The organism is Lysinibacillus sp. FW12 (assembly GCF_050817245.1).
GTDB classification, from domain to species: domain Bacteria; phylum Bacillota; class Bacilli; order Bacillales_A; family Planococcaceae; genus Lysinibacillus; species Lysinibacillus irui.
The window spans coordinates 657,240-677,629 of the sequence record NZ_CP139094.1 but is presented as its reverse complement, the minus strand read 5'-3'; the positions used below and the strand labels follow the sequence as shown (position 1 = coordinate 677,629).

Below are 20,390 nucleotides of genomic sequence, written 5' to 3'. Positions count from 1 at the left end.
CAGAAAATGTAGGGAGAGCCATTTTTAAATAGATGAGCGGTAACTATTGAGTCTCTTCTTTTGCTTACTTAAACGACTTAGTTTTAAGGCTGTTTCATTTAATTCGTGACGTATTTGCAAATCACACGCGCTATCCATTTGAATGGGCGCAACATGTTGAAGTTGTCTCTGTTGAGTTGGTGTAGCCATTGTATTGTGCTTCTTCTCTTTATTTCTTTGCAAACTATGTCTAAATTGCTTTTGTGGATTCCCTCCAAAATTGTGGCTTAAATCACCAGCATGTAAATATTGAGTTTCCTGTCGAAAAACACTACTTGTCGTTGCACTTATTCTAGAAGTCCTCATAAAAAGTTACCCTCCTCTACATTTTATTATCCTTATAGGTAATTATATCGACATTATATGCTGTTAATGAACAGTATAGAACCAAATTAAATAAAAAAAGAGAGAAAAGAGCTATTTTTAAAAGTGATAACCACTTTTTCATAACCCTTTTCTCTCATCTTACTTCCAAAAATCATCAAATATCGTAATTGGCATATGACGTTTATGTTGAGAACGTAAATAATAGCCCTCTAATAGCTTGCGCGATTCTTCTGGAATTTCTTTACCCTCTAAATAATCATCAATTTGATCATACGTTACACCAAGCGCCACTTCATCTGGTAATGATGGTCGATTTTCCTCTAAATCTGCTGTTGGTACCTTTTTATAAAGATGCTCTGGACAATTTAGTTCTGCTAACAACTGTTTTCCTTGGCGTTTATTCAATCGAAAGATTGGCATTAAGTCTGCTCCGCCATCACCAAACTTTGTGTAAAAGCCTGTGATAGCTTCGGCAGCATGATCCGTCCCTAAGACAACTGCCCCATTCATTGCAGCAATTGAATACTGCACCTTCATACGTTCACGAGCTTTTTCGTTCCCTTTTACAAAGTCATTTAGCTCAACACCTGCATTTGCTAGGGCGATCACACTTGCATCTACAGCCTCTTTTATATTCACTGTGTACGTTTTCGTTGGTTTTATATAATCAATGGCATCTTGGCAATCTTGTTCATCTGCTTGCACGCCATATGGTAAACGAACGGCAAAAAATGAATACTTCATTTCTCCTGCCTCTGCATTTAATTCATCAATCGCCAACTGCGCTAGCTTCCCAGTTAAAGTTGAGTCTTGACCGCCAGAAATACCAAGAACAAACCCTTTCACAAAGTTATAACGTTTTGCATATTCCTTTAAAAAATCAATGGATTTACGTATTTCCTCCTGAACATTAATAGTAGGTAATACACGCAGCTCCTCAATAATTTTTTGCTGTAAAGTCATCGTACCGTTCACTCCTTCTTTTACATTCGCTTTACCATATTGTGTACTTCTTCAATATTTCGCATCTTATTATCCCAACATTTTTGACTGAGATCGACTGGATATTCTTCAGGATTCATCGCACGTTTATATTCATCCCACAGCAATTCTAAATTTTCAGCAGCATAGTCACGCATTGCCTCTAAAGTAGGATTTTGATAGTGGATTGTCCCATTTTCAATGACATGCTGATGAAGATTTTTCGCTTCAAAATTTGTGACAAACTTTGATACAAATGTATGGATTGGATGGAACATTTTAATGCGTTCCTCTGCTTGAGGATTTTCATCTTGCATCGTGATGTAATCCCCTTCTGCCTTCCCATTCTTTTTATCAATAATTCGGTAAACATTTTTTAGTCCAGGCGTTGATACTTTTTCAGCATTGGCCGAGATTTTAATTGTATCCTCTAGCTGCCCTTCACTATTTTCAATAGCAACCATTTTATAAACCGCACCTAATGCAGGTTGATCGTAAGCCGTAATAAGTTTTGTACCTATTCCCCAGACATCTACTTTTGCACCTTGAGCTTTTAAATTTAAGATTGTATATTCATCTAAATCGTTTGAAACAATGATTTTAGCATCTTGGAAGCCAGCAGCATCCAACATCCGACGAGCTTCTTTTGATAAAAACGCAATATCTCCACTATCTAAACGTATGCCAATAAAATTAATTTTGTCTCCTAGTTCTTTCGCAACTTTTATAGCGGTTGGCACCCCAGATTTCAACGTATTGTAAGTATCTACCAAAAATACACAATCTCGATGACGTTTAGCATACGCATGGAATGCATCATAGTCATTTTTATAAGCTTGTACTAATGCATGCGCATGTGTACCTGAGACAGGAATATTAAAAAGTTTACCCGCTCGAACATTACTAGTGGAAGCAAAACCTCCGATAAACGCTGCACGCGTTCCCCAAATGGCCGCATCCATTTCCTGTGCACGCCTTGTTCCAAATTCCATAGCCACTTCATTTTTGATAATTTGCTTAATTCGACTCGCCTTTGTTGCAATTAATGTTTGGTAGTTAACAATATTAAGCAATGCTGTTTCAATTAGTTGAGCTTCCACTAACGGAGCTTCAATTCGAACAATTGGTTCATTAGCAAAAACAAGCTCTCCTTCTACCATGGAATACATATCCCCTGTGAATCGAACATTCTTCAAATAGTCAATAAAGTCCTCTTTATAGCCTACTTCCTCACGTAAATACGCAATATCGGATTCACTAAAATGAAAATCACGAAGATAATCAAGCATTCGCTCTAATCCAGCAAATACGGCATAACCATTACCAAAAGGTAATTTCCTAAAATATAATTCAAAAACCGCTTTCTTATTATGTATGCCATCCGCCCAGTAGGATTCTGCCATATTTATTTGATATAAGTCTGTGTGTAGCGCTAAGCTATCATCTGCATAGTTTGATCTCACATAAACCCCTTCTTCCGCTTTGATAATTAGTCCTAGTATACACTATATACCCAAATTCTTGCGCCTTACATTTCTTCTACCCGATGTCAGCTTTCCTAACATAAATAGTCAGAAAATTTAGAACTGTACACATTTTAGACACAAATTTTAGTACCGCTTTCATTCCCTTTATAAAAACCTTTTTTGAAAAATAGTTCGATACCAGAAATATATCATGTTATATAACATTACATGTATTCTAAAAAAACAATTGCACTGTTTTTCATACCGTTTTAACATGTAAATTAAATTTACGCAAGGAGCTGGTAGACATGAAAAAAATTGAAGCAATCATTCGGCCTGAAGTTTTTGGGGCAGTTCGGGACGGACTTGCACAGGAAGGAATTGCTGGTTTAAGTGTTTCTGAAATCGCTGGCTGCGGTCGTCAGCTCGGTAGAACAGGGCTATTTCGCGGCAATACGTATGAAATAGAATTTTCACCTAAATTAAAGTTAGAAATGATTGTAGACGATGGAAAAGTTGATGCCATCGTAGAGATTTTGTTGCATGAGGCAGCAACTGGCAAGGTTGGCGATGGAAAAATTTTCATTTATCCTGTAGAACAAGCAATTCGCATCCGAACAAAAGAAGTCGGTTCGGTTGCAGTAGAATAAAGGGGGCGATTAGATGGATGAAGTACTCTTATCTGTTAATTTAATTTGGGTGATGCTAGGCACAATTTTAGTATTCTTTATGCATGCAGGCTTTGCCATGGTTGAGGCAGGATTTACTCGTTCTAAAAATGCAGTCAATATTATCATGAAGAATTTCCTTACTATTTCAATCGGCGGCATCGTCTATTTTTTATGTGGCTACGCCATAATGTTTGGCGACACATTAGGTGGTATTTTCGGCACTAGCGGCTTCGCCTTAAATGGGGTCGACGATCTTTCTTTCTTTATTTTCCAAACTATGTTTGCCGCAACAGGAGCGACTATATTATCTGGTGCTGTTGCAGAACGTACGAATATTTTCGCTTATATCGGAGTTATTATACTCATGTCTTTATTTGTCTACCCTGTTGTAGGTCACTGGGTTTGGAGTGGTCAAGGCTGGTTAACAGATTTAGGCTTTATTGATTTTGCCGGATCTACGGTTGTTCACTTAACAGGGGCTGTCGCAGCATTTGTCGCAGCCGTTATGGTAGGACCACGACTTGGTAAATATGAAAATGGTCGGGTAAATGTTATTACAGGGCACAGTATTCCTTTAGGCGCTTTAGGCGTATTTCTACTTTGGTTTGGTTGGTTTGGTTTTAATGGGGCATCTACTTTAGCCGCAGATCCTGAACTAGTTCCCAATGTCATTGCCAATACATTCTTTGCCGCAGCAGCTGGCGTAGCTGCTACCGCATTCTATACGAAATTTCGTTACGGACATATTGATGGTTCCCTTACATTAAACGGTGCATTAGCAGGTCTTGTAGGGATTACAGCTGGTGCTGCAAATGTTAGTATTATAGGTTCCCTTATTATTGGCCTTGTAGCAGCTCCATTCCTTGTTGAAGGTGTACGGTTCCTAGAGTGGAAGCTAAAAGTAGATGATCCCGTTGGAGCAATTGCTGTTCATGGGATATGTGGGATTTGGGGAACACTAGCCGTTGGATTATTTGACATCGATGGTCAAGGCCTATTTTATGGTGGTGGATTTGGTCTGCTAGGTATCCAAGCAATCGGTATCATCGCAACCATTGCCTGGGTTAGCGTATCTGTGGCAGTTGGCCTTTTAATTATCAAAGCATTTATTCCATTACGCGTAACGGCTGAAGAAGAAATTGCTGGCTTAGATGTAATGGAACACGGTGCTCCAGCTTACGAATTCCAGGATATATTTAAAAGCTCCGCGGTTCGAGGGGAAACCTTCGCCCACCGTTTAACACACTTTGGTAAAACACAGCAAAACCATGTAAAAGAAGAACAACACGTATAACTAGGGAAATCTGCCGCCTTTTCTTAAAGTAATGGGGGCAGATTTCTATATATATTTGTCTATCGAAAGTTATCTCTTTTTTTGCTCGAGGTAGAGAGATGTGATCATACTTTTGCCGAAAGTGCTCTTAACCACTGTTAAAGTGATCATTTCTTTGCCGAAAGCGCTCCTAACCTCGATCCAAGTGATCATTTCTTTGCCGAAAGCGCTCCTAACCTCGATCCAAGTGATCATTTCTTTGCCGAAAGCGCTCCTAACCTCGATCCAAGTGATCATTTCTTTGCCGAAAGCGCTCCTAACCTCGATCCAAGTGATCATTCCCACTATCGATTCACTTAAGCTTTCTCTAAATCAAGTAAAAACTTCTTCATCTCTAGGCCACTGCGAAAACCAGTTAATTGACCATTTTTGCCAATGACACGATGACACGGAATAATAGCTAGAATTGGATTTGCTCCAATTGCACTGCCTACAGCTCTCACCGCTTTCGGATTACCAATACGCTGTGCGATATTCCCATACGATGTCGTTGTTCCATAGGGTAATTCTTTAAGAGCATCCCAAACCGCTAATTGAAAAGGCGTTCCTTTTACATGAATGGGTAGGTCAAATTCAGTTAGTTCCTTGTTAAAAAAAGCTATTAGTTGTTCTTTATACGGTTGTAATTTTTCTCGGTTCTCTTCAAAATTGTATCCTTTAAATCGTTTTTTTGCCCACTCTTCAACCTCTTCAAATGAAGCATTGGGCGTTCCTATATAAACAATACCTATATCTGAAGCTACAATATACATTTCTCCTTGTGCATACGTCACTGTATCAAAATACAATATTCCCATTTCCTAATCTCCCCAACTTTCTTTATTTAAACTGCAACTTCAGTCATTTCATGCTACAGTTATTTTACTGACTATAGCAAAGGAGTTTAATTGATGAACACGCTATACGAGCCTGCCATTCATTTTCAACAAGTTCACTTTTCAGTAAATGACAAATTGATATTAAAGTCAATTACTGGGTCTTTTCCTAAAGGCCAAATTACTACCCTTGTCGGTCCCTCTGGGGCGGGTAAAACAACTTTATTAAAATTATGTAATGGCCTTCTTTCTCCAACAAATGGACACATACTAATTGAAAATCAGCCCATCTCTACCTATGAGCCTACATCCTTAAGAAGACATGTAGGTATTGCTTTACAGGCAGCTCCTATGATAACGGGCACTGTACTAGAAAATCTTGCAATCCCACGAACATTGCAAGGACAAAAACTATCACAACAGGAGGCCATCCAATTTTTAGAGGATGTCGGTTTAGATGAAAGCTTCCTCCACCAATCAGCCAGCGAATTATCGGGAGGCCAACGTCAAAAGGTCTCGATCGCAAGAACACTAATCAATCAGTCCTCTATTTTGTTATTAGATGAAATAACATCTGCATTGGATCGTCAATCAGTACAGGAAATTGAAAAGCTGATTGCTACAATAAATAAAAAATACAATGTTACGATGATTTGGATTACACATAATTTACAACAAGCATTAACAATTGGGCATTACACATGGGTTATGATGGATGGAGAATTAATCGAAACCGGTAAAAGTGCTTTACTCAATGCCCCGACAAATCCACGCGTAGCAGAATTTGTACAGGGGGTAAGCAAATGACCTATACAGCTTTATTACTATCTTTGATTTTTGTATGTATCCCCCTTCTATTATCCAAAACATTAAAATTAGGACTTGAAAGAGATACACTTATCGCAACATTTCGCTCTATCGTTCAATTGCTTGCGGTCGGTTATATTTTAAAGTTTATCTTCGAGGCCAACAGCTATATCTATATTTTACTCATGGTAGCTTTAATGATTATAGTCGCTACGTTAAATGCACGAAAAAAAGGAGCAGGCATAAAGGGGATCACCTGGAAAATAGCACTTACACTAGTGATGATCGAAATAGTGACACAAGGCGTTTTGCTTGGCTTTAAAATTGTTCCGGCAACTGCCCAATATATAATCCCTATTAGTGGCATGTTAATTGGTAATTCAATGGTGTTATCCATATTATTTTTAAATCGATTCACTGCTGAAATTACTAGTCATAAGGAACAAATGGAATTGATTTTATCATTAGGAGGGGCACCAAAGCAGGCCATACATCGACAGCTGATCAATGCTATTAAGGCTAGTATGATTCCTACTATTGAAAGCCAAAAAACTATCGGTTTAGTACAGTTGCCAGGAATGATGAGCGGTCAAATTATTGGCGGAGCAGATCCAATCCAAGCCGTCCAATTTCAACTTTTAATTATTTTCGCTCTACTAACAACAGCTACATTATCCAGCATCATGATTGGCTTTTTAAGCTATCCTGCGTTATTTAATGAACGAATGCAATTACTTGAAATGAAATAATTGTTAGGCTGAATGTAATATAGTTTAAATAATTTATGTTATACTAAGAAGAAAATGCAGTTAGGAGAATGACCATGTTATTACGCGATTTTTTCATCCATTTATCTGAAAACCAACTATTAAATAGTGCTGCAAAGAAATATGGCCTAAAATTAGGAGCACAAAGTGTAGTAGCTGGTACAAATATTGAAGAAACCATTGCAAGCATCAAAGAACTAAATGCACATCATATTTCTTGTACAGTAGATAACCTAGGTGAATTTGTTGCAAATAAAGAAGAAGCTACTGCTGCAAAAGAAAAAATCCTTGCTGTAATTGAAGCTATTCACGAGAATGGTGTTGATGCACATATTTCATTAAAACCATCCCAATTAGGTTTAGATATTGATGTTGATTTTTGTTATGACAACCTGTATGAAATTGTAGAAAAAGCCGCTTCTTATGATATATTTGTTAACTTTGATATGGAAGACTATGGACGTCTGCAAACATCTTTTGATATGGTAGAAGAATTATCAAAAACATTTAATAATGTTGGAACAGTAATCCAGTCTTACTTTTACCGTGCAAAAGACGATATCGAAAAATTCAAAGACTACCGTTTACGCATTGTAAAAGGAGCTTATAAAGAGCCAGTAGAAGTAGCTTACCAAGATAAATTAGATATTGATTTAAACTTTATTGAGTTGATTGAATACCATTTACTTCATGGTAAATTTACATCTATTGCAACACATGATCATAATATCATTGCTCATGTTAAACGATTTGTTGCGGATCACAATATTCCGCTCGATAAATTTGAATTCCAAATGCTATACGGTTTCCGTACAGATATGCAAAAAGAGCTTGCAAAAGAAGGCTATAACTTCTGTGTATACGTTCCATTCGGCGAAGATTGGTACGGCTACTTTATGCGCCGTTTAGCTGAACGACCTCAAAACCTTAACCTTGTAACAAAGCAAGTGTTTACGAAAAAAACGAATACAGTTCTTGCTGTAGCAGCAGGTGCATTCGTTCTTGGTCGTTTAACAAAACGCAAAAAATAATATAGAAAAAGAACCTTGCCGCACCATGCGATAAGGTTCCTTTTTTATTTGTTCCATCCTTTTTCTTTAAAGCGTGCAATAGCCTCAATACGATTACCGACATTTAGTTTTTCTAAAATCGTTGAAATATAATTACGAACCGTACCAGCGGATAAAAACAGCTCTGCGGCAATTTCCTTAGTAGTCTTGCCCTCCGCCACAAGTGTCAGTACCTGGCTTTCCCGTTCTGTTAAAGGATTTTCACTATCATCCTCATAGACAAAATCAACAAGTTCTGGCGCATAAATGCGTTTGCCGTCCATGATGGTACGGATTGCAGTAACTAGTTCCTCAATAGGACTATCCTTTAATAAGTAGCCCCTTACGCCCGCCTTTCTAGCACGCTCAAAGTATCCTGGCCTTGCAAATGTAGTTAAAATAATGACTTTACAATTTGATCCAGTGCTATGCATTTCTTCTGCTGCGTCTAGTCCAGTTTTAACTGGCATTTCAATATCCATAATACAAATATCAGGCTGATGCTCTTCCACAAGCATCAATGCTTCCTCACCATTTTTTGCTAAGCCAACGACCTCCATATCCTCCTCCATACTAAGTAAAGAGCGAAGAGCGCCTAATAGCATCCCCTGATCTTCAGCAATTACAATTCGTATCATGTCACATGCCTCTTTTCTATATGTTCTTCAAATTTTCTTTGACATTTTGATGTGTAATCGTCACTGGAATCGTAACCGTTAATGTAGTACCTTCAACACTTTCAATTTTAAAGGACCCATTAATAAACTCTAAGCGTTCCCGCATCCCATTTAATCCATTACCAGTTTTCCATGCTTGTTTTTTCGTTATTCCTTGTCCATTATCTCGGACTACTAAGTAAACTTCCTTAAAGTTTTGATGAAAAGCAATTTCGCATTTGGTTGCTCCACTATGTTTGACAACATTATTGACTGCCTCTTTTAAGCACATAGATAAAACGTTTTCTACAAGCGGTGGAACTTGCAATGCATTTTTATCGCCCTCAAAGATAAACTCCATTTCTGCCGCCTTTAATATTTGGGAAATACGCATGAGCTCATCTTCAAATTTCGCCGTGCGCATGTCCGAAACCAATTCACGTACCTCTTTTAAGGCGATACTAGCCGTCTGGCGTATATCCTTAATCTCAACTAAAGCTTGCTGTGGGTCACGTTCTATCAGCCTAGAGGCAAGATCACTTTTTAAACCAATCATAGACAATTTTTGACCCAGCGTATCATGTAAATCACGAGCTATCCGTTGACGTTCTTCAAAAACAATTAACTCAGCAATACGTTCATTCGCAGTCTCTAATTGACCTTCCAAGTTTTCACGCTTATTTTTGGAATAAATCGTTAATGGCAATAAGACAACAGCTAAAATGGTCAACACTACAAAGGGTAGCTGTGATAAAAATAAGTGGAGCTCAACAAAAAAGCCTGCTCCTGTAGAAATAACTGTAAACCCTATATGTAGACCATACATAATATAAAAGCCGACCGGTCTTCTTATGTTGCCAATAAAAAAGGCTGTGAAAATAGATAGATATACATAACCATATAGAATGGTCATGACTATATTAATGACCATCTCGAAGCTAATCCACATATAAACTAAGCCGCTTTTCGAATTCATGGAAAATCGATAGAAAATAAAATAGAGCATTAAAAATGTAATACCTATTGATATTTCAATGTATGATGATTTTCTAAAAATAAAGAAAAACGGTAGGAAACAAAAAATAATCCATAAATATACGCTGAGCATTGGACTATTCGGAATAATACTATGCCATTTCCTCAACATAATCTCACGCTCTTTCCTACTTTTCCCTTATTATAACAAGAAAATTAATTTTATGCCTGTGCTTTGGATAAGACTCTTCCCTTTACATAAAACAGCCATCTCCCTTGCAGAGATGGCTGTTATCAACTAAGCGGCAATGCTGCCTCTTTCTTTGCGTTTTATAATTTCATTTACTTCTTTAAACGTAACAAATTTACCTTGATCTTCATCATATAGCTTGTAACGTAATGATTCTAAGCTTGTAGCTAAAGTAATCGTTGTCGCCATATGTAATGGCGGTGTTTCATTGTGTGCTTTTTCAAGATTATAGTTAGGTACACGAGGGGCTAAGTGATGGACATGATGGAATCCGATATTCCCTGTAACCCATTGTAAAATTTTCGGTAATTTATAATACGAGCTACCCTCAACTGCGGCTTTCACATAATCCCACTCTGAGTTATGTTCAAAGTATGAATCTTCATATGTGTGCTGGATATAAAATAACCAAATTCCTAATGATCCGGCAATAAATAATGTAACACCTTGGACTAATAGAAATGCTTGCCAGCCCATAAAGAAAATTAAAGAGGCACACAATCCGACAATGACAATATTCGTTAACACCGTGTTGAAACGTTCCTTTTTCTTTGCATCCTTACGATTAAAGCGATTTAAGACAAGTACCATATATAAAGGCCCTAACCCAAACATAACAAATGGGTTTCGATAAAAACGATACCATAATCGTTGACCTTTTGAAGCTTGTAAATATTCCTCCACTGTCATCATATCAATATCACCAATACCACGCTTGTCTAGATTCGAGCTTGTTGCATGGTGAATTGTATGTTCACGTTTCCACTTTTCATATGGGAATGATGTTAGTACTCCCGTAAAAAATCCAACCCAGTCGTTTGCCTTTTTACTTTTGAAAAATGAACCATGTGTGCAATCGTGAAAGATAATAAAAGTTCTTACGACGAACCCAGCTGAAATGACACTTAAACCGACAGTTAGCCAAGGTGAAACATCCACTAACAAGTAACCTGCTACCCACAATGCAATTAACGGTACAATTGTATTTATCATTTGAAAAACACTTTTACGCGTATCTGATTTAGCAAATGGCGCTACATCTTGGCGTAACTTTTTCGTTTTTTCTTTAATTGTTGCCATCTTTTACTCCCTCGTTTCCTTTTCCTTATGACCTCATAATAAAATAAGAGTACAAGTGAGAACAGATGCAATCATCATAAAAAGGATATGACATTTGTCATACCCTTTATCATTTTGGTCCAACCAAATGGAGTTGATAAAACACAAGGTCTAGCCATTGTTCAAACTTATAACCTGCATTTCTGATTGTTCCTGCATATTCAAAGCCTAATTTTTCATGTGCCTTTATACTACCAATATTTTCACCATCTATACCTGCTACAAGCGTTTTCACACCATTCTCTTGTGCAAATGCTATGAGCCTGTGCATAAGCTTTGTGGCAATCCCTTTTTGATAATGCTCTTTATGCACGTAAACAGAGTGCTCCATTGTATATTGGTAACCGGGATATGGACGGAATTGACTGTAGGTAGCAAAGCCAGCGATCATCCCATTTTCCTCGAAAACAAGCAAAGGATTTCCTAGTGCCTGCTGCTCCTTAAACCACTGTATTTTTTCATCCAAAGATTGTATTTCATATCGATAGACTGCCTTGCTTGTTAAAATAATATCATTATAGATGTCCAAAACTTCAGGTATATCTTGTTCTTCCATGAATCGAATCATGTTGCTCACTTCCTTAACGAAATTGGTCACACATTCAATGTTTAAAAATAATCATCAGCAGAATGTTATTATATTACACCCTTAAACATTAAAATAGCGAGCATCAGGATGAGCAAAAACAATCGCAGATACAGATGCTTCCGGCTCCATCATAAAGCCTTCAGTTAAATGAACACCAATATCTTCAGGCTTTAATAAGCCAAACAGCTTCTCTTGATCTTCCAAGTTAGGGCAAGCAGGGTAACCGAATGAAAAACGTTGCCCTTGATATTTTGCTGCAAACCGATCTCTCATCGTGAAATCTGTCGCGTCAGGGAAGCCCCATTGGTCACGAATTTCTTGATGCATACGTTCAGCAAAGCCCTCTGCTAATTCTAGTGCAGTCGATTGTAGTGCATGGCTTTCGAGGAATTTACCGTCCTCTTTTAACTGGCGTGCTGTAGCCATCACTCCTTTTCCTGCAGTTACTACCATGAGTGCAATATAGTCCATTTCACCGCTTTCTACTGTTTTTAAGAAGTCAGCAAGACATAAAAATGGTTCTACCTGCTGGCGCGGGAAAGTAAAACGTTCAATTTCTGTTTTACTATCAGCAGGATCATAAACAACGACATCATCCCCATCCGCTTGGGCAGGGAAAAATTGATACAAACCTGAAGGCTTTAATAAATCACTTTTCAAATAATCATCTACTAATTCTTTTAGCTCTGTAGCTCTAGAATCTCCCGCTTCAAGCAGTTGATGAACTTGCCCTTTCAAGCCTAAATGATGTCCTAGCAATGTCCGCATATTAACATATGGATATAAATGTGATACAGCATATTCTTTTTTTACATGGCGACGTAAATCTGCTGGTAAATATACAGCTGCTTCTTTGACTGTTCGTGCAGGTTTTATCGTTACCTCTTTTACAGGTCGAGCAGCTCGTTTTTCATCTGCCTCTAAACGTTTTTGGCGAGATTCTGCGATTTCAGCTAAGAAATTGGCACGCGTCCCCTCTCCCATTAAAAGATTGGCCTGCTCTAGGCCTTGCATTGCATCTTTTGAATAAATTACAGGACCATCATATTCATCTGCTATTTTTGTTTCAGTAAAGCGTCGAGAAAGTGCCGCTCCACCCACTAAAATAGGTACATCAATACCTGCCTCTTTGAAATCTTGAGCAGTAATGACCATCTGTTGCGCTGATTTTACTAACAAACCCGATAATCCGATAAAGTCTGGTTTTTCCTTGCGAATTGCTTCAATTAATTGGGCAGGGGTTACTTTAATGCCTAGATCTACAACCTTATAGCCATTATTACTTAATATAATATCCACAAGGTTCTTCCCAATATCGTGAACATCTCCTTTGACGGTAGCAAGTACCATTTTCCCTTTCCCAGCACTCTCTTCATTCTTCTCCATGAATTGCTCTAAATGGGCAACGGCAGCCTTCATCACACCCGCTGATTGTAAAACCTCTGCTACAATGAGTTGATTATCATTAAATAATCGACCTACCTCAGCCATACCTTCCATTAAAGGACCATTAATGATATCAAGAGGTGTCTCAAAGATTTCACGGGCTGCATCTAAATCCTCTATTAGTCCTTCCTTCGTACCCTCTAGAATATAGTAAGCTAAACGACCCTCAACCGTTTTTGGTATATCGGCTTCCGTTTTTTCCTTCTTTTTGTCACGATAGAAGTCTGTGAATACGGCTAAGGTTTCATCATTTGTATTAAACAGCAAGTCATTAGCTAGCTTTATTTCCTCTTCAGGAATGGAAGCATATCGCTCTAGCTTCTCTGTATTAACAATAGCGTAATCCAAACCAGCAATTGTACAATGATAGAGATACACAGCATTCAGTACTTCTCGGCCCACTGGCGGTAAGCCAAACGAGATATTACTTACACCTAGAACTGTTAATGTTTGCGGCATTTTTTCTTTGATTAGTCGAATCCCTTCAATGGTTTCGAGAGCAGATCCAATATACTGCTCATCTCCAGTTCCTACTGGGAACATCAATGGGTCAAAAATAATATCTTCTGGTGCAATACCCCATTTTTCAGTTAAAAGTTGATAGGAACGTTCAGCAATTTCAAGCTTACGATGACGATCAACCGCCATACCTTTTTCATCAATTGTACCAACAACTAATGACGCACCGTATTTTTTCACAAGTGGTAATACGGCATCAAATCGCTCCTCGCCATCTTCCAGATTAATAGAGTTAATGATGGCTTTCCCTTGCGAAAATTTTAGCGCCTCCTCGATGACTTTTTCATCTGTTGAGTCAATCACAAGAGGAACCTTCACTTTTTTCACAACCTCCTGCATAAAGCCACGCATATCTTCTAATTCATCACGATCTGGGTTTGCTAAACAAATATCAATAACATGGGCACCATTTTTAACTTGCGCACGTGCAATCTCTGCTGCTTCCTCAAACTTTCCATCAATGATTAAATTTTTAAATTTTCGGGAGCCGATAACATTCGTTCTTTCTCCAATAAATAATGGACGCATGGAATCGTCATACAATAATGGTTCGATACCAGATACCGCATGACCATGCGTTTTTTCTGGTAATTGTCGTGGTTTTTCACCTTTTAAAACTTCACGAATAGCTGCAATATGTGCTGGAGTTGTTCCACAGCAACCACCTACAATATTAAGCCAACCCTTTTCTGCAAAGCCTTTTAATTTTTGCGATAAAGATTCTGGCGATTCATGGTAACAGCCTTCTTCATCAGGTAAGCCAGCATTGGGATAACAACTTATATAGCCTGTTGAAAGCTCTGCTAATGAACGAATATGATCCGTCATAAACTCTGGTCCTGTCGCACAGTTTAAGCCAACTGATAATGGTTTAATATGCTCAATAGATATATAAAAGGCATCAATCGTTTGTCCTGCGAGTGTCGTACCCATCGGTTCAATTGTTCCTGAAATCATAACGGGAAGTTCCTTGCCAGTTGCCGCGAAAGCACGTGTTACCCCTAATGTGCCGGCTTTAACATTCAGCATATCCTGACTTGTTTCCAATAACAGCACATCTGCTCCTGCCTCAATTAAGGCCTTCGCTTGGATAAAGAAATTTTCCTCGAGCTCATCAAATGTAATACCGCCAGTTACGGATAATGTTTTTGTTGTTGGTCCCATAGCTCCAGCTACAAATCGCGGCCAATCCGATGTTGTAAATTTATCCACCGCTTGGCGAGCAATTTCAACTGCACGTTTATTAATCTCTTCCGCTTTTGCACCCAGATCGTATTCATTTAACACAAGAGGAGTTCCACCAAATGTATTCGTACAAATGATATCTGCGCCAGCCTCTAAATATTTAAGATGAATTTTCTCTATAACATCAGGTCTAGTAAGCACAAGATTTTCATTACACCCATCGAGCTCCTCTCCACCAAAATCATCTGCCGATAAGTTTTCATTTTGTAGCATTGTTCCCATTGCGCCATCAAGAATTAAAATACGTTTCTCTAATTGCTCTTCAATCAAGTGCTTAGCCATGTATACTTACTCCTTTTTTTTGTTCATCCAATTGCTCAATATATTTCATCAACTCTAGTGTCACATCATAGCGTAAAAAAGGTGTAATAAGGTAAATACCATTAAAATATTGCGCAGCCACCTCTACTAATTCCCTTGCAATGGCAATACCCTCAGCTGTTGCACGTTCTTTATCTTCACCACAAGCCTTCATTCTTGCTAAGGCATCTTCTGATAATTTGATGCCAGGCACCTCGTGGTGTAAAAACTCTGCACTTTTATAACTCGTAACGGGCATAATCCCAATATATATCGGTGCTTGTAGATGCTTTGTTGCCTCGTAAATTTCCACAATTTTTTCCTTCGTATACACGGGCTGTGAAATAAAATAATCTGCACCATGTTCGATTTTCTTTTCTAAACGTGCCACAGCACGGTCTAACACACGAACGTTTGGATTAAATGCAGCAGCCACTGAAAAATTTGCTTTTTTTCGAAGGGGTTTACCAGAGAAAGAGACCCCTTCATTTAACTGCTTAATTAATTGGATTAGCTCCATCGAGGATACATCATAAACGCTTGTCGCACCTGGGAAGTCCCCAACTTTTGTTGGATCACCCGTAACAGCTAAGACATCATGAATTCCTAAAGCATTTAATCCCATTAAATGTGATTGCAGACCGATTAAATTACGATCTCGACATGTAATATGTGTTAGAGGACGTACGCCATGTGTATTCTTCAACAATGCTCCCATTGCAATATTGCTAATACGAGGAGAGGCTAGAGAATTGTCTGCCATCATGACTACATCTGCGCCAGCATCATACAATTGTTTTGCTCCTACAAGGAATCCATCAATTTCTAAATGTCTAGGTGTATCCAGTTCTACAATGACAGATCGTTCACGTTTTACTTTTTCATGAAGAGGCTCATACTTAGGAGGCTCTGCTTCTCGAACGATCTCAATCTTTTCAGGTTTCGCATGCTTTTCATGAACGGGTGATAACTCCTCTAAATATTTTTTTGCTGCCGCTATATGCTTTGGTGTCGTACCACAGCAGCCCCCAATCAAGCGTACCCCTTGATCACGTAGTTCTACTGCTGCTCGACCAAAATAATCAGCCTCCGATTCATAAACGACACGCCCATCTTCTAAGTCAAGAAGTGAAGCGTTCGGATAAGCTGACATAAATGCCTTTTCAGGAAGTTCTACGCCTTCAAATGCTTGTATTGTATGATGTGGGCCTAGCCGGCAATTGACACCAACGATATCTGCACCAAGTGTTTCTAGCTCATGCAAAGCATTATTTAAAGACATTCCATTTTGTAAAACACCAGGCTCATGCATAGATACTTGTGCAATAATTGGTAACATTGTTTTTGCACGTAACATTTTTAATGTTGCAGTTAATTCTTCAAAATCATAATAGGTTTCAAGTAAGAGGCCATCTGGATTTCCTGCAAGTAAAACACTTGCTTGTTCCTCTACAGTCGCTAATATTTCCTCTAGTGTTGCATCACTTTTTCGGATACCACGAATACCTCCTATTGTCCCTAAAACAAATTGACCTCCATCTGCAGCTGCTCGCTTAGCAATTGTAATAGCTGCTTCATTAAATTGTTGAACGCGTGATTCTAATCCATAGCGAGCTAATTTGATGGCATTTGCACCGTACGTATTCGTTTGAATGATGTCAGCACCAGCCGCAATATATTCTCTATGAATCTTTTCAATTAACTCTGGTCTCTGCACATTCATTTCCTCATGGCAATATTCCAATCCATAGCCATAAAGAACTGTGCCTATTGCACCATCCGCCGTCAATACATGCGTGTTTAACTTCTCAAGCAATCCCATAAAACTAGCCTCTCTTCCTATGTCTCTGTATAATAAAAAGCCTTCTTTCATAAAAAAGAAGGCTTTAACGATTCAGCATTGTTGTTCCTTCTCATCTTCGACTCAACGGTCTTCTGGATTTAGCACCTGACAATAAGTTGGTTGCTGAAGCTTCAATGGGCCAGTCCCTCTGCTTCTCTTGATAAGAATTAAGTATGAATTTTTTAAATAATTAAAAGAATCATATCGTTTACTGACGAATGAGTCAAGAGTATTTCACGTAACAAAGTAATTTTTAACTTAAAATCTTAGAAACTGGATAGTTCCTCTGCAAGCTCCTCACCAATTTTTTTCCCATTTTGAATGCAAGCTCCGATACCTACACCAAAATATGAACAGCCTGCTATAGCTAAATTTGGATAGTTTTTGTTCAGTTCCTGAAGCAACCCTTGTAACGCTTCTCTGTGAGCTAAGTCGTATTTAGGCATTTGATCAATCCATTTTGTTACATTTACTACGGTTGGATCCTCTTCTATTCCCAAGCTCTTTCGAACATCCTCTAAAGCAACGGTTACCAATTCTTCATCAGTCATGGTACGTAGTTGTTCATACGCTGGGTTAATACTCTTATAGAAGAGTCGTACAAGTAATTTATTGTCTCTCGATGTATGCTTCCATTTACGACTTGTCCAAGTTGCTGCATTACAAGTAACGTTAGAATTATGAGAGACAATATAGCCCGTTCCATCTGCTGGCAATTTCGCGTCTGGTACATCGAAGCCTAAGTATATGGTAATGGCTGACGCAGTAGTAAATTGATTAAAATAACGGTTTAATGATTCATCCTTCATGAGGCTTTGAACAGCTTCATTCGGTAGTGCAAGCACAACATAATCTGCTCCGATATTTTCACCATTTGCTAATGAAATTGTATAGCGGTCTTCCTGTTTTTGAACATGTAAAGTAGCGACACCCTTGATAATTTCAACATTGGTTAATGTTTGCTCAAGTCGATCGATTAAAGAAGTTAAACCATTTTTAAATGATATAAATTTTTTATTGGCAGCTTTAACAAATTGCTCACGGTTCGCATCAAAACCTTTAATGATACTTCCATAATCATTCTTATAATCAATTAAATACGGTAAAGTAGAAGCAATTGAAAGCTGATGTAAATCACCTGAATACACACCTGCTAGAACTGGTGCAATTTGGTTTTTTACTAGTTCCTCTCCTAAATAGTAGGTTAAGAACTCGCCAATTGAACTTTCCTTTGTAAAGCCTTTGTTTGGTAATGTCAAATCCTTTAATGCTTCCTGCTTTCCTTGCTCTGATATTAATGTGCTTTCCTCTAAGGATGCCAAGCTCATTGGAATACCAAATGTAGAATCAGCTGGAATAGCATGTAGTTCATTATTTGTGTAAATATAAGAAATGCCGGTTTCGTTATAAACTAGATTATCTTCAAAATCAAGCTCCTGCACTAGCTCCATAACACCTTTATGGCGAGCGACAATAGAATCAGCACCTGTTTCCATAATAAATCCTTCTTCATATGCCGAATGTAACTTACCACCTAGATATGTATTTTTCTCTACAAGTACTAGACGAACATCTAGATTATTCTCCTTCACTTGACGTTGTAAGTAATGCATTGTGCATAATCCTGTAATTCCGCCACCTAATACAACAACTGTTTTCATATAAACCGCCCCTATTATTAGTTCTTTCTACAGTATAAACCTATTTTCATTGAAAATTGCATTCAACCCTTTACAAATTTAGCAAAAATAGAGCTATCCCTTTAGGAGATAGCTCTAGCCAACATATATATTAATAGGTACTATAGTGTTAATTACGCCTAATACATTGTAGTAAATACTAACCGTCTATACTTTTAAATTTTGCGCAAAGGTCGCTAATTTTTCTGCCGAATTCGTTACTTCTGTAAATGATGTCCCTAACTCACCTAATATACCTACGATTGCTTGTATTTTTGTTGCCATGCAATCATTTTGTTCTTTTGCTTCAGTCATGGCATCTAGTATACTCGTAAACTGGCCTTCTGTTTGCAACATATTTTCCTCACCAGACGCTACTTCTCCTTGAATATTCGTCAAAGAATACTCTAGTTTCTCAGTCCGTTCGCTTGTTTTTTTCAATAACAAAGCAACCGCTGTTACCGATTCTTTTGTTTGAATAGATAACTTTCGAACTTCGTCTGCTACTACACTAAATCCTTTTCCCGCCTCTCCAGCTCGAGCCGCTTCAATAGCTGCATTCAAAGCTAACAGATTAGTTTGATTCGCAATAGTAGTAACAACACTCATGATTGTCTCCATTTCTCTAGACATACCTGATAATTGTTCTATATTTTCTTCAATATCATAAAGTGAATGAATAATATTATGCATATTTTGTGATTGATTTTTTAAACGTTCCCGTCCTGCAAGTGCTTCATTTTCAGCTAAAGTCGATACATCAAGCGATTTTTTGGCCAATTTTTTAATCTCATCAGACTGCTTGCTGAGACAGCAAAAAGAATGATTGGTTTCCTGAGAGATTGTGGCAAGCTCTTCAGAAGAACGTACAATTTGTTGTTCAATTGCGACTCTCTCATGCTCCATGCTTTCTTTCATTTCTTCAACAGTATTTTCAAAAGCTTCTAAGACGAGCTGTTGCTCAAAGTTACAAATTTTCGATATAGCTCTTATTGTATTGAACTGATCATAAGGATACTCTATATTTTTTTCAACTAAATCAATAAATGAAATAGATAAATCTTGGAATGCGCAAATATACCATTGTGTTCTTAGTCCAATGTGGACATGTACCTTCGCAATTTTTACACGCCTTAGATAGAACTCCTCATCAATTATTCCATTAAACATTTCGATAATATGCTTCCGTAACGTTACTTTAAGCTTTTCTACAGAACTATGTTGACTAATAATATCTACCAAATGATGCTCTGTTCCTATCATGTTATAAAAGCGGTTTACGATGTGATCTACATTGTCCATAACATATGGCTGGAAAGCCTTTAAATATTGTAAGTCTTGCTCCGTTAAGTTCAGCATTTCAATTTGCTTCGCCATTGATTGGCGATTAGACAAATCCATTTTCACTGTGTATTGCTGTAGATCCAATACCTTCGTCTTTCTCTGTTTTTGAAAAATCACACAACTTCCCTCTTTCATTCTGTTTACTTTCAGCAGGCCGAGAAACATCAAAT

General features: G+C 37.9%; 17 protein-coding genes and 1 riboswitch. Of the genes, 5 read left to right on the top strand and 12 right to left on the bottom strand.

Annotated features, from left to right (window positions below; translation table 11 throughout):
* Positions 1-24 precede the first annotated feature (24 nt).
* The 3 genes from SJW71_RS03505 to SJW71_RS03495 form a co-directional block, all read right to left on the bottom strand.
* Positions 25-345, bottom strand: coding sequence for an NAD synthetase (locus SJW71_RS03505; protein WP_431811753.1), 321 nt, complete (start codon positions 343-345; stop codon positions 25-27).
* 159 nt (positions 346-504) lie between these two features.
* Complete coding sequence (nadE, locus tag SJW71_RS03500) at positions 505-1,329, bottom strand: ammonia-dependent NAD(+) synthetase (protein ID WP_274794610.1); 825 nt, start codon at positions 1,327-1,329, stop codon at positions 505-507.
* A 20-nt stretch (positions 1,330-1,349) separates the two neighbouring features.
* Entirely contained in the window at positions 1,350-2,810 is a 1,461-nt protein-coding gene (locus SJW71_RS03495) for a nicotinate phosphoribosyltransferase (RefSeq protein ID WP_274794611.1), read from the bottom strand.
* 311 nt (positions 2,811-3,121) lie between these two features.
* Here SJW71_RS03495 and SJW71_RS03490 point away from each other — a divergent pair, with 311 nt between their 5' ends.
* Positions 3,122-3,463: a P-II family nitrogen regulator gene (locus SJW71_RS03490; protein ID WP_274794612.1), complete on the top strand. Its 342-nt coding sequence runs from the start codon at positions 3,122-3,124 to the stop codon at positions 3,461-3,463.
* Between the two features lie 13 nt (positions 3,464-3,476).
* On the top strand, positions 3,477-4,778 hold the full coding sequence (locus tag SJW71_RS03485) for an ammonium transporter (RefSeq protein ID WP_322611881.1): 1,302 nt from the start codon (positions 3,477-3,479) through the stop codon (positions 4,776-4,778).
* 335 nt (positions 4,779-5,113) lie between these two features.
* On the opposite strand, the gene SJW71_RS03480 is transcribed toward SJW71_RS03485, so the two are convergent.
* Positions 5,114-5,614 carry a methylated-DNA--[protein]-cysteine S-methyltransferase gene (locus SJW71_RS03480; RefSeq protein WP_322606699.1) on the bottom strand — a complete coding sequence of 167 codons (501 nt, stop codon included), beginning with the start codon at positions 5,612-5,614 and terminating at the stop codon, positions 5,114-5,116.
* 93 nt (positions 5,615-5,707) lie between these two features.
* Here SJW71_RS03480 and SJW71_RS03475 point away from each other — a divergent pair, with 93 nt between their 5' ends.
* The 3 genes from SJW71_RS03475 to SJW71_RS03465 all read left to right on the top strand — a co-directional run bounded on the left by SJW71_RS03475 (position 5,708) and on the right by SJW71_RS03465 (position 8,237).
* The gene (locus SJW71_RS03475; protein WP_431811752.1) at positions 5,708-6,439 is read left to right on the top strand and encodes an ABC transporter ATP-binding protein; all 732 of its coding nucleotides are present in this window, start codon (positions 5,708-5,710) and stop codon (positions 6,437-6,439) included.
* Positions 6,436-7,188 carry an ABC transporter permease gene (locus tag SJW71_RS03470; RefSeq protein ID WP_429978486.1) on the top strand — a complete coding sequence of 251 codons (753 nt, stop codon included), beginning with the start codon at positions 6,436-6,438 and terminating at the stop codon, positions 7,186-7,188. Before SJW71_RS03475 ends, SJW71_RS03470 begins: the two co-directional genes overlap by 4 nt.
* Before the next feature lie 74 nt (positions 7,189-7,262).
* Positions 7,263-8,237, top strand: coding sequence for a proline dehydrogenase family protein (locus SJW71_RS03465; protein ID WP_274794617.1), 975 nt, complete (start codon positions 7,263-7,265; stop codon positions 8,235-8,237).
* A 44-nt stretch (positions 8,238-8,281) separates the two neighbouring features.
* Here the strand turns inward: SJW71_RS03465 and SJW71_RS03460 are convergent, their stop codons facing one another.
* The 8 genes from SJW71_RS03460 to SJW71_RS03425 form a co-directional block, all read right to left on the bottom strand.
* Positions 8,282-8,893: a response regulator transcription factor gene (locus SJW71_RS03460; protein WP_274794618.1), complete on the bottom strand. Its 612-nt coding sequence runs from the start codon at positions 8,891-8,893 to the stop codon at positions 8,282-8,284.
* Between the two features lie 16 nt (positions 8,894-8,909).
* Complete coding sequence (locus SJW71_RS03455) at positions 8,910-10,058, bottom strand: sensor histidine kinase (RefSeq protein ID WP_429978485.1); 1,149 nt, start codon at positions 10,056-10,058, stop codon at positions 8,910-8,912.
* Between the two features lie 126 nt (positions 10,059-10,184).
* Positions 10,185-11,216 (bottom strand): fatty acid desaturase, encoded by a 1,032-nt coding sequence (locus tag SJW71_RS03450; protein WP_274794619.1) that lies wholly within the window; start codon positions 11,214-11,216, stop codon positions 10,185-10,187.
* Positions 11,217-11,325: 109 nt separating this feature from the next.
* On the bottom strand, positions 11,326-11,823 hold the full coding sequence (locus tag SJW71_RS03445; protein ID WP_312507153.1) for a GNAT family N-acetyltransferase: 498 nt from the start codon (positions 11,821-11,823) through the stop codon (positions 11,326-11,328).
* A gap of 81 nt (positions 11,824-11,904) precedes the next feature.
* Entirely contained in the window at positions 11,905-15,336 is a 3,432-nt protein-coding gene (gene metH, locus SJW71_RS03440) for a methionine synthase (protein WP_274794621.1), read from the bottom strand.
* Positions 15,329-17,176 (bottom strand): bifunctional homocysteine S-methyltransferase/methylenetetrahydrofolate reductase, encoded by a 1,848-nt coding sequence (locus tag SJW71_RS03435; protein WP_431811751.1) that lies wholly within the window; start codon positions 17,174-17,176, stop codon positions 15,329-15,331. The genes metH and SJW71_RS03435 overlap by 8 nt, the downstream gene beginning before the upstream one ends.
* An 88-nt stretch (positions 17,177-17,264) precedes the next feature.
* A riboswitch (SAM riboswitch) is annotated at positions 17,265-17,364 on the bottom strand.
* Positions 17,365-17,463: 99 nt separating this feature from the next.
* Positions 17,464-18,858 (bottom strand): protoporphyrinogen oxidase, encoded by a 1,395-nt coding sequence (locus SJW71_RS03430; protein WP_312507150.1) that lies wholly within the window; start codon positions 18,856-18,858, stop codon positions 17,464-17,466.
* 186 nt (positions 18,859-19,044) lie between these two features.
* Complete coding sequence (locus SJW71_RS03425; protein WP_407136150.1) at positions 19,045-20,337, bottom strand: protoglobin domain-containing protein; 1,293 nt, start codon at positions 20,335-20,337, stop codon at positions 19,045-19,047.
* Between the last annotated feature and the right edge of the window lie 53 nt (positions 20,338-20,390).

Excerpts from the sequence above, each read along its gene's own strand:
- SJW71_RS03505 (WP_431811753.1), bottom strand. The coding sequence starts at position 345 with ATGAGGACTTCTAGAATAAGTGCAACGACAAGTAGTGTTTTTCGACAG.
- nadE (WP_274794610.1), bottom strand. The coding sequence starts at position 1,329 with ATGACTTTACAGCAAAAAATTATTGAGGAGCTGCGTGTATTACCTACT.
- SJW71_RS03490 (WP_274794612.1), top strand. The coding sequence starts at position 3,122 with ATGAAAAAAATTGAAGCAATCATTCGGCCTGAAGTTTTTGGGGCAGTT.
- SJW71_RS03485 (WP_322611881.1), top strand. The coding sequence starts at position 3,477 with ATGGATGAAGTACTCTTATCTGTTAATTTAATTTGGGTGATGCTAGGC.
- SJW71_RS03480 (WP_322606699.1), bottom strand. The coding sequence starts at position 5,614 with ATGGGAATATTGTATTTTGATACAGTGACGTATGCACAAGGAGAAATG.
- SJW71_RS03475 (WP_431811752.1), top strand. The coding sequence starts at position 5,708 with ATGAACACGCTATACGAGCCTGCCATTCATTTTCAACAAGTTCACTTT.
- SJW71_RS03470 (WP_429978486.1), top strand. The coding sequence starts at position 6,436 with ATGACCTATACAGCTTTATTACTATCTTTGATTTTTGTATGTATCCCC.
- SJW71_RS03465 (WP_274794617.1), top strand. The coding sequence starts at position 7,263 with ATGTTATTACGCGATTTTTTCATCCATTTATCTGAAAACCAACTATTA.
- SJW71_RS03460 (WP_274794618.1), bottom strand. The coding sequence starts at position 8,893 with ATGATACGAATTGTAATTGCTGAAGATCAGGGGATGCTATTAGGCGCT.
- SJW71_RS03455 (WP_429978485.1), bottom strand. The coding sequence starts at position 10,058 with ATGTTGAGGAAATGGCATAGTATTATTCCGAATAGTCCAATGCTCAGC.
- SJW71_RS03450 (WP_274794619.1), bottom strand. The coding sequence starts at position 11,216 with ATGGCAACAATTAAAGAAAAAACGAAAAAGTTACGCCAAGATGTAGCG.
- SJW71_RS03445 (WP_312507153.1), bottom strand. The coding sequence starts at position 11,823 with ATGATTCGATTCATGGAAGAACAAGATATACCTGAAGTTTTGGACATC.
- metH (WP_274794621.1), bottom strand. The coding sequence starts at position 15,336 with ATGGCTAAGCACTTGATTGAAGAGCAATTAGAGAAACGTATTTTAATT.
- SJW71_RS03435 (WP_431811751.1), bottom strand. The coding sequence starts at position 17,176 with ATGGGATTGCTTGAGAAGTTAAACACGCATGTATTGACGGCGGATGGT.
- SJW71_RS03430 (WP_312507150.1), bottom strand. The coding sequence starts at position 18,858 with ATGAAAACAGTTGTTGTATTAGGTGGCGGAATTACAGGATTATGCACA.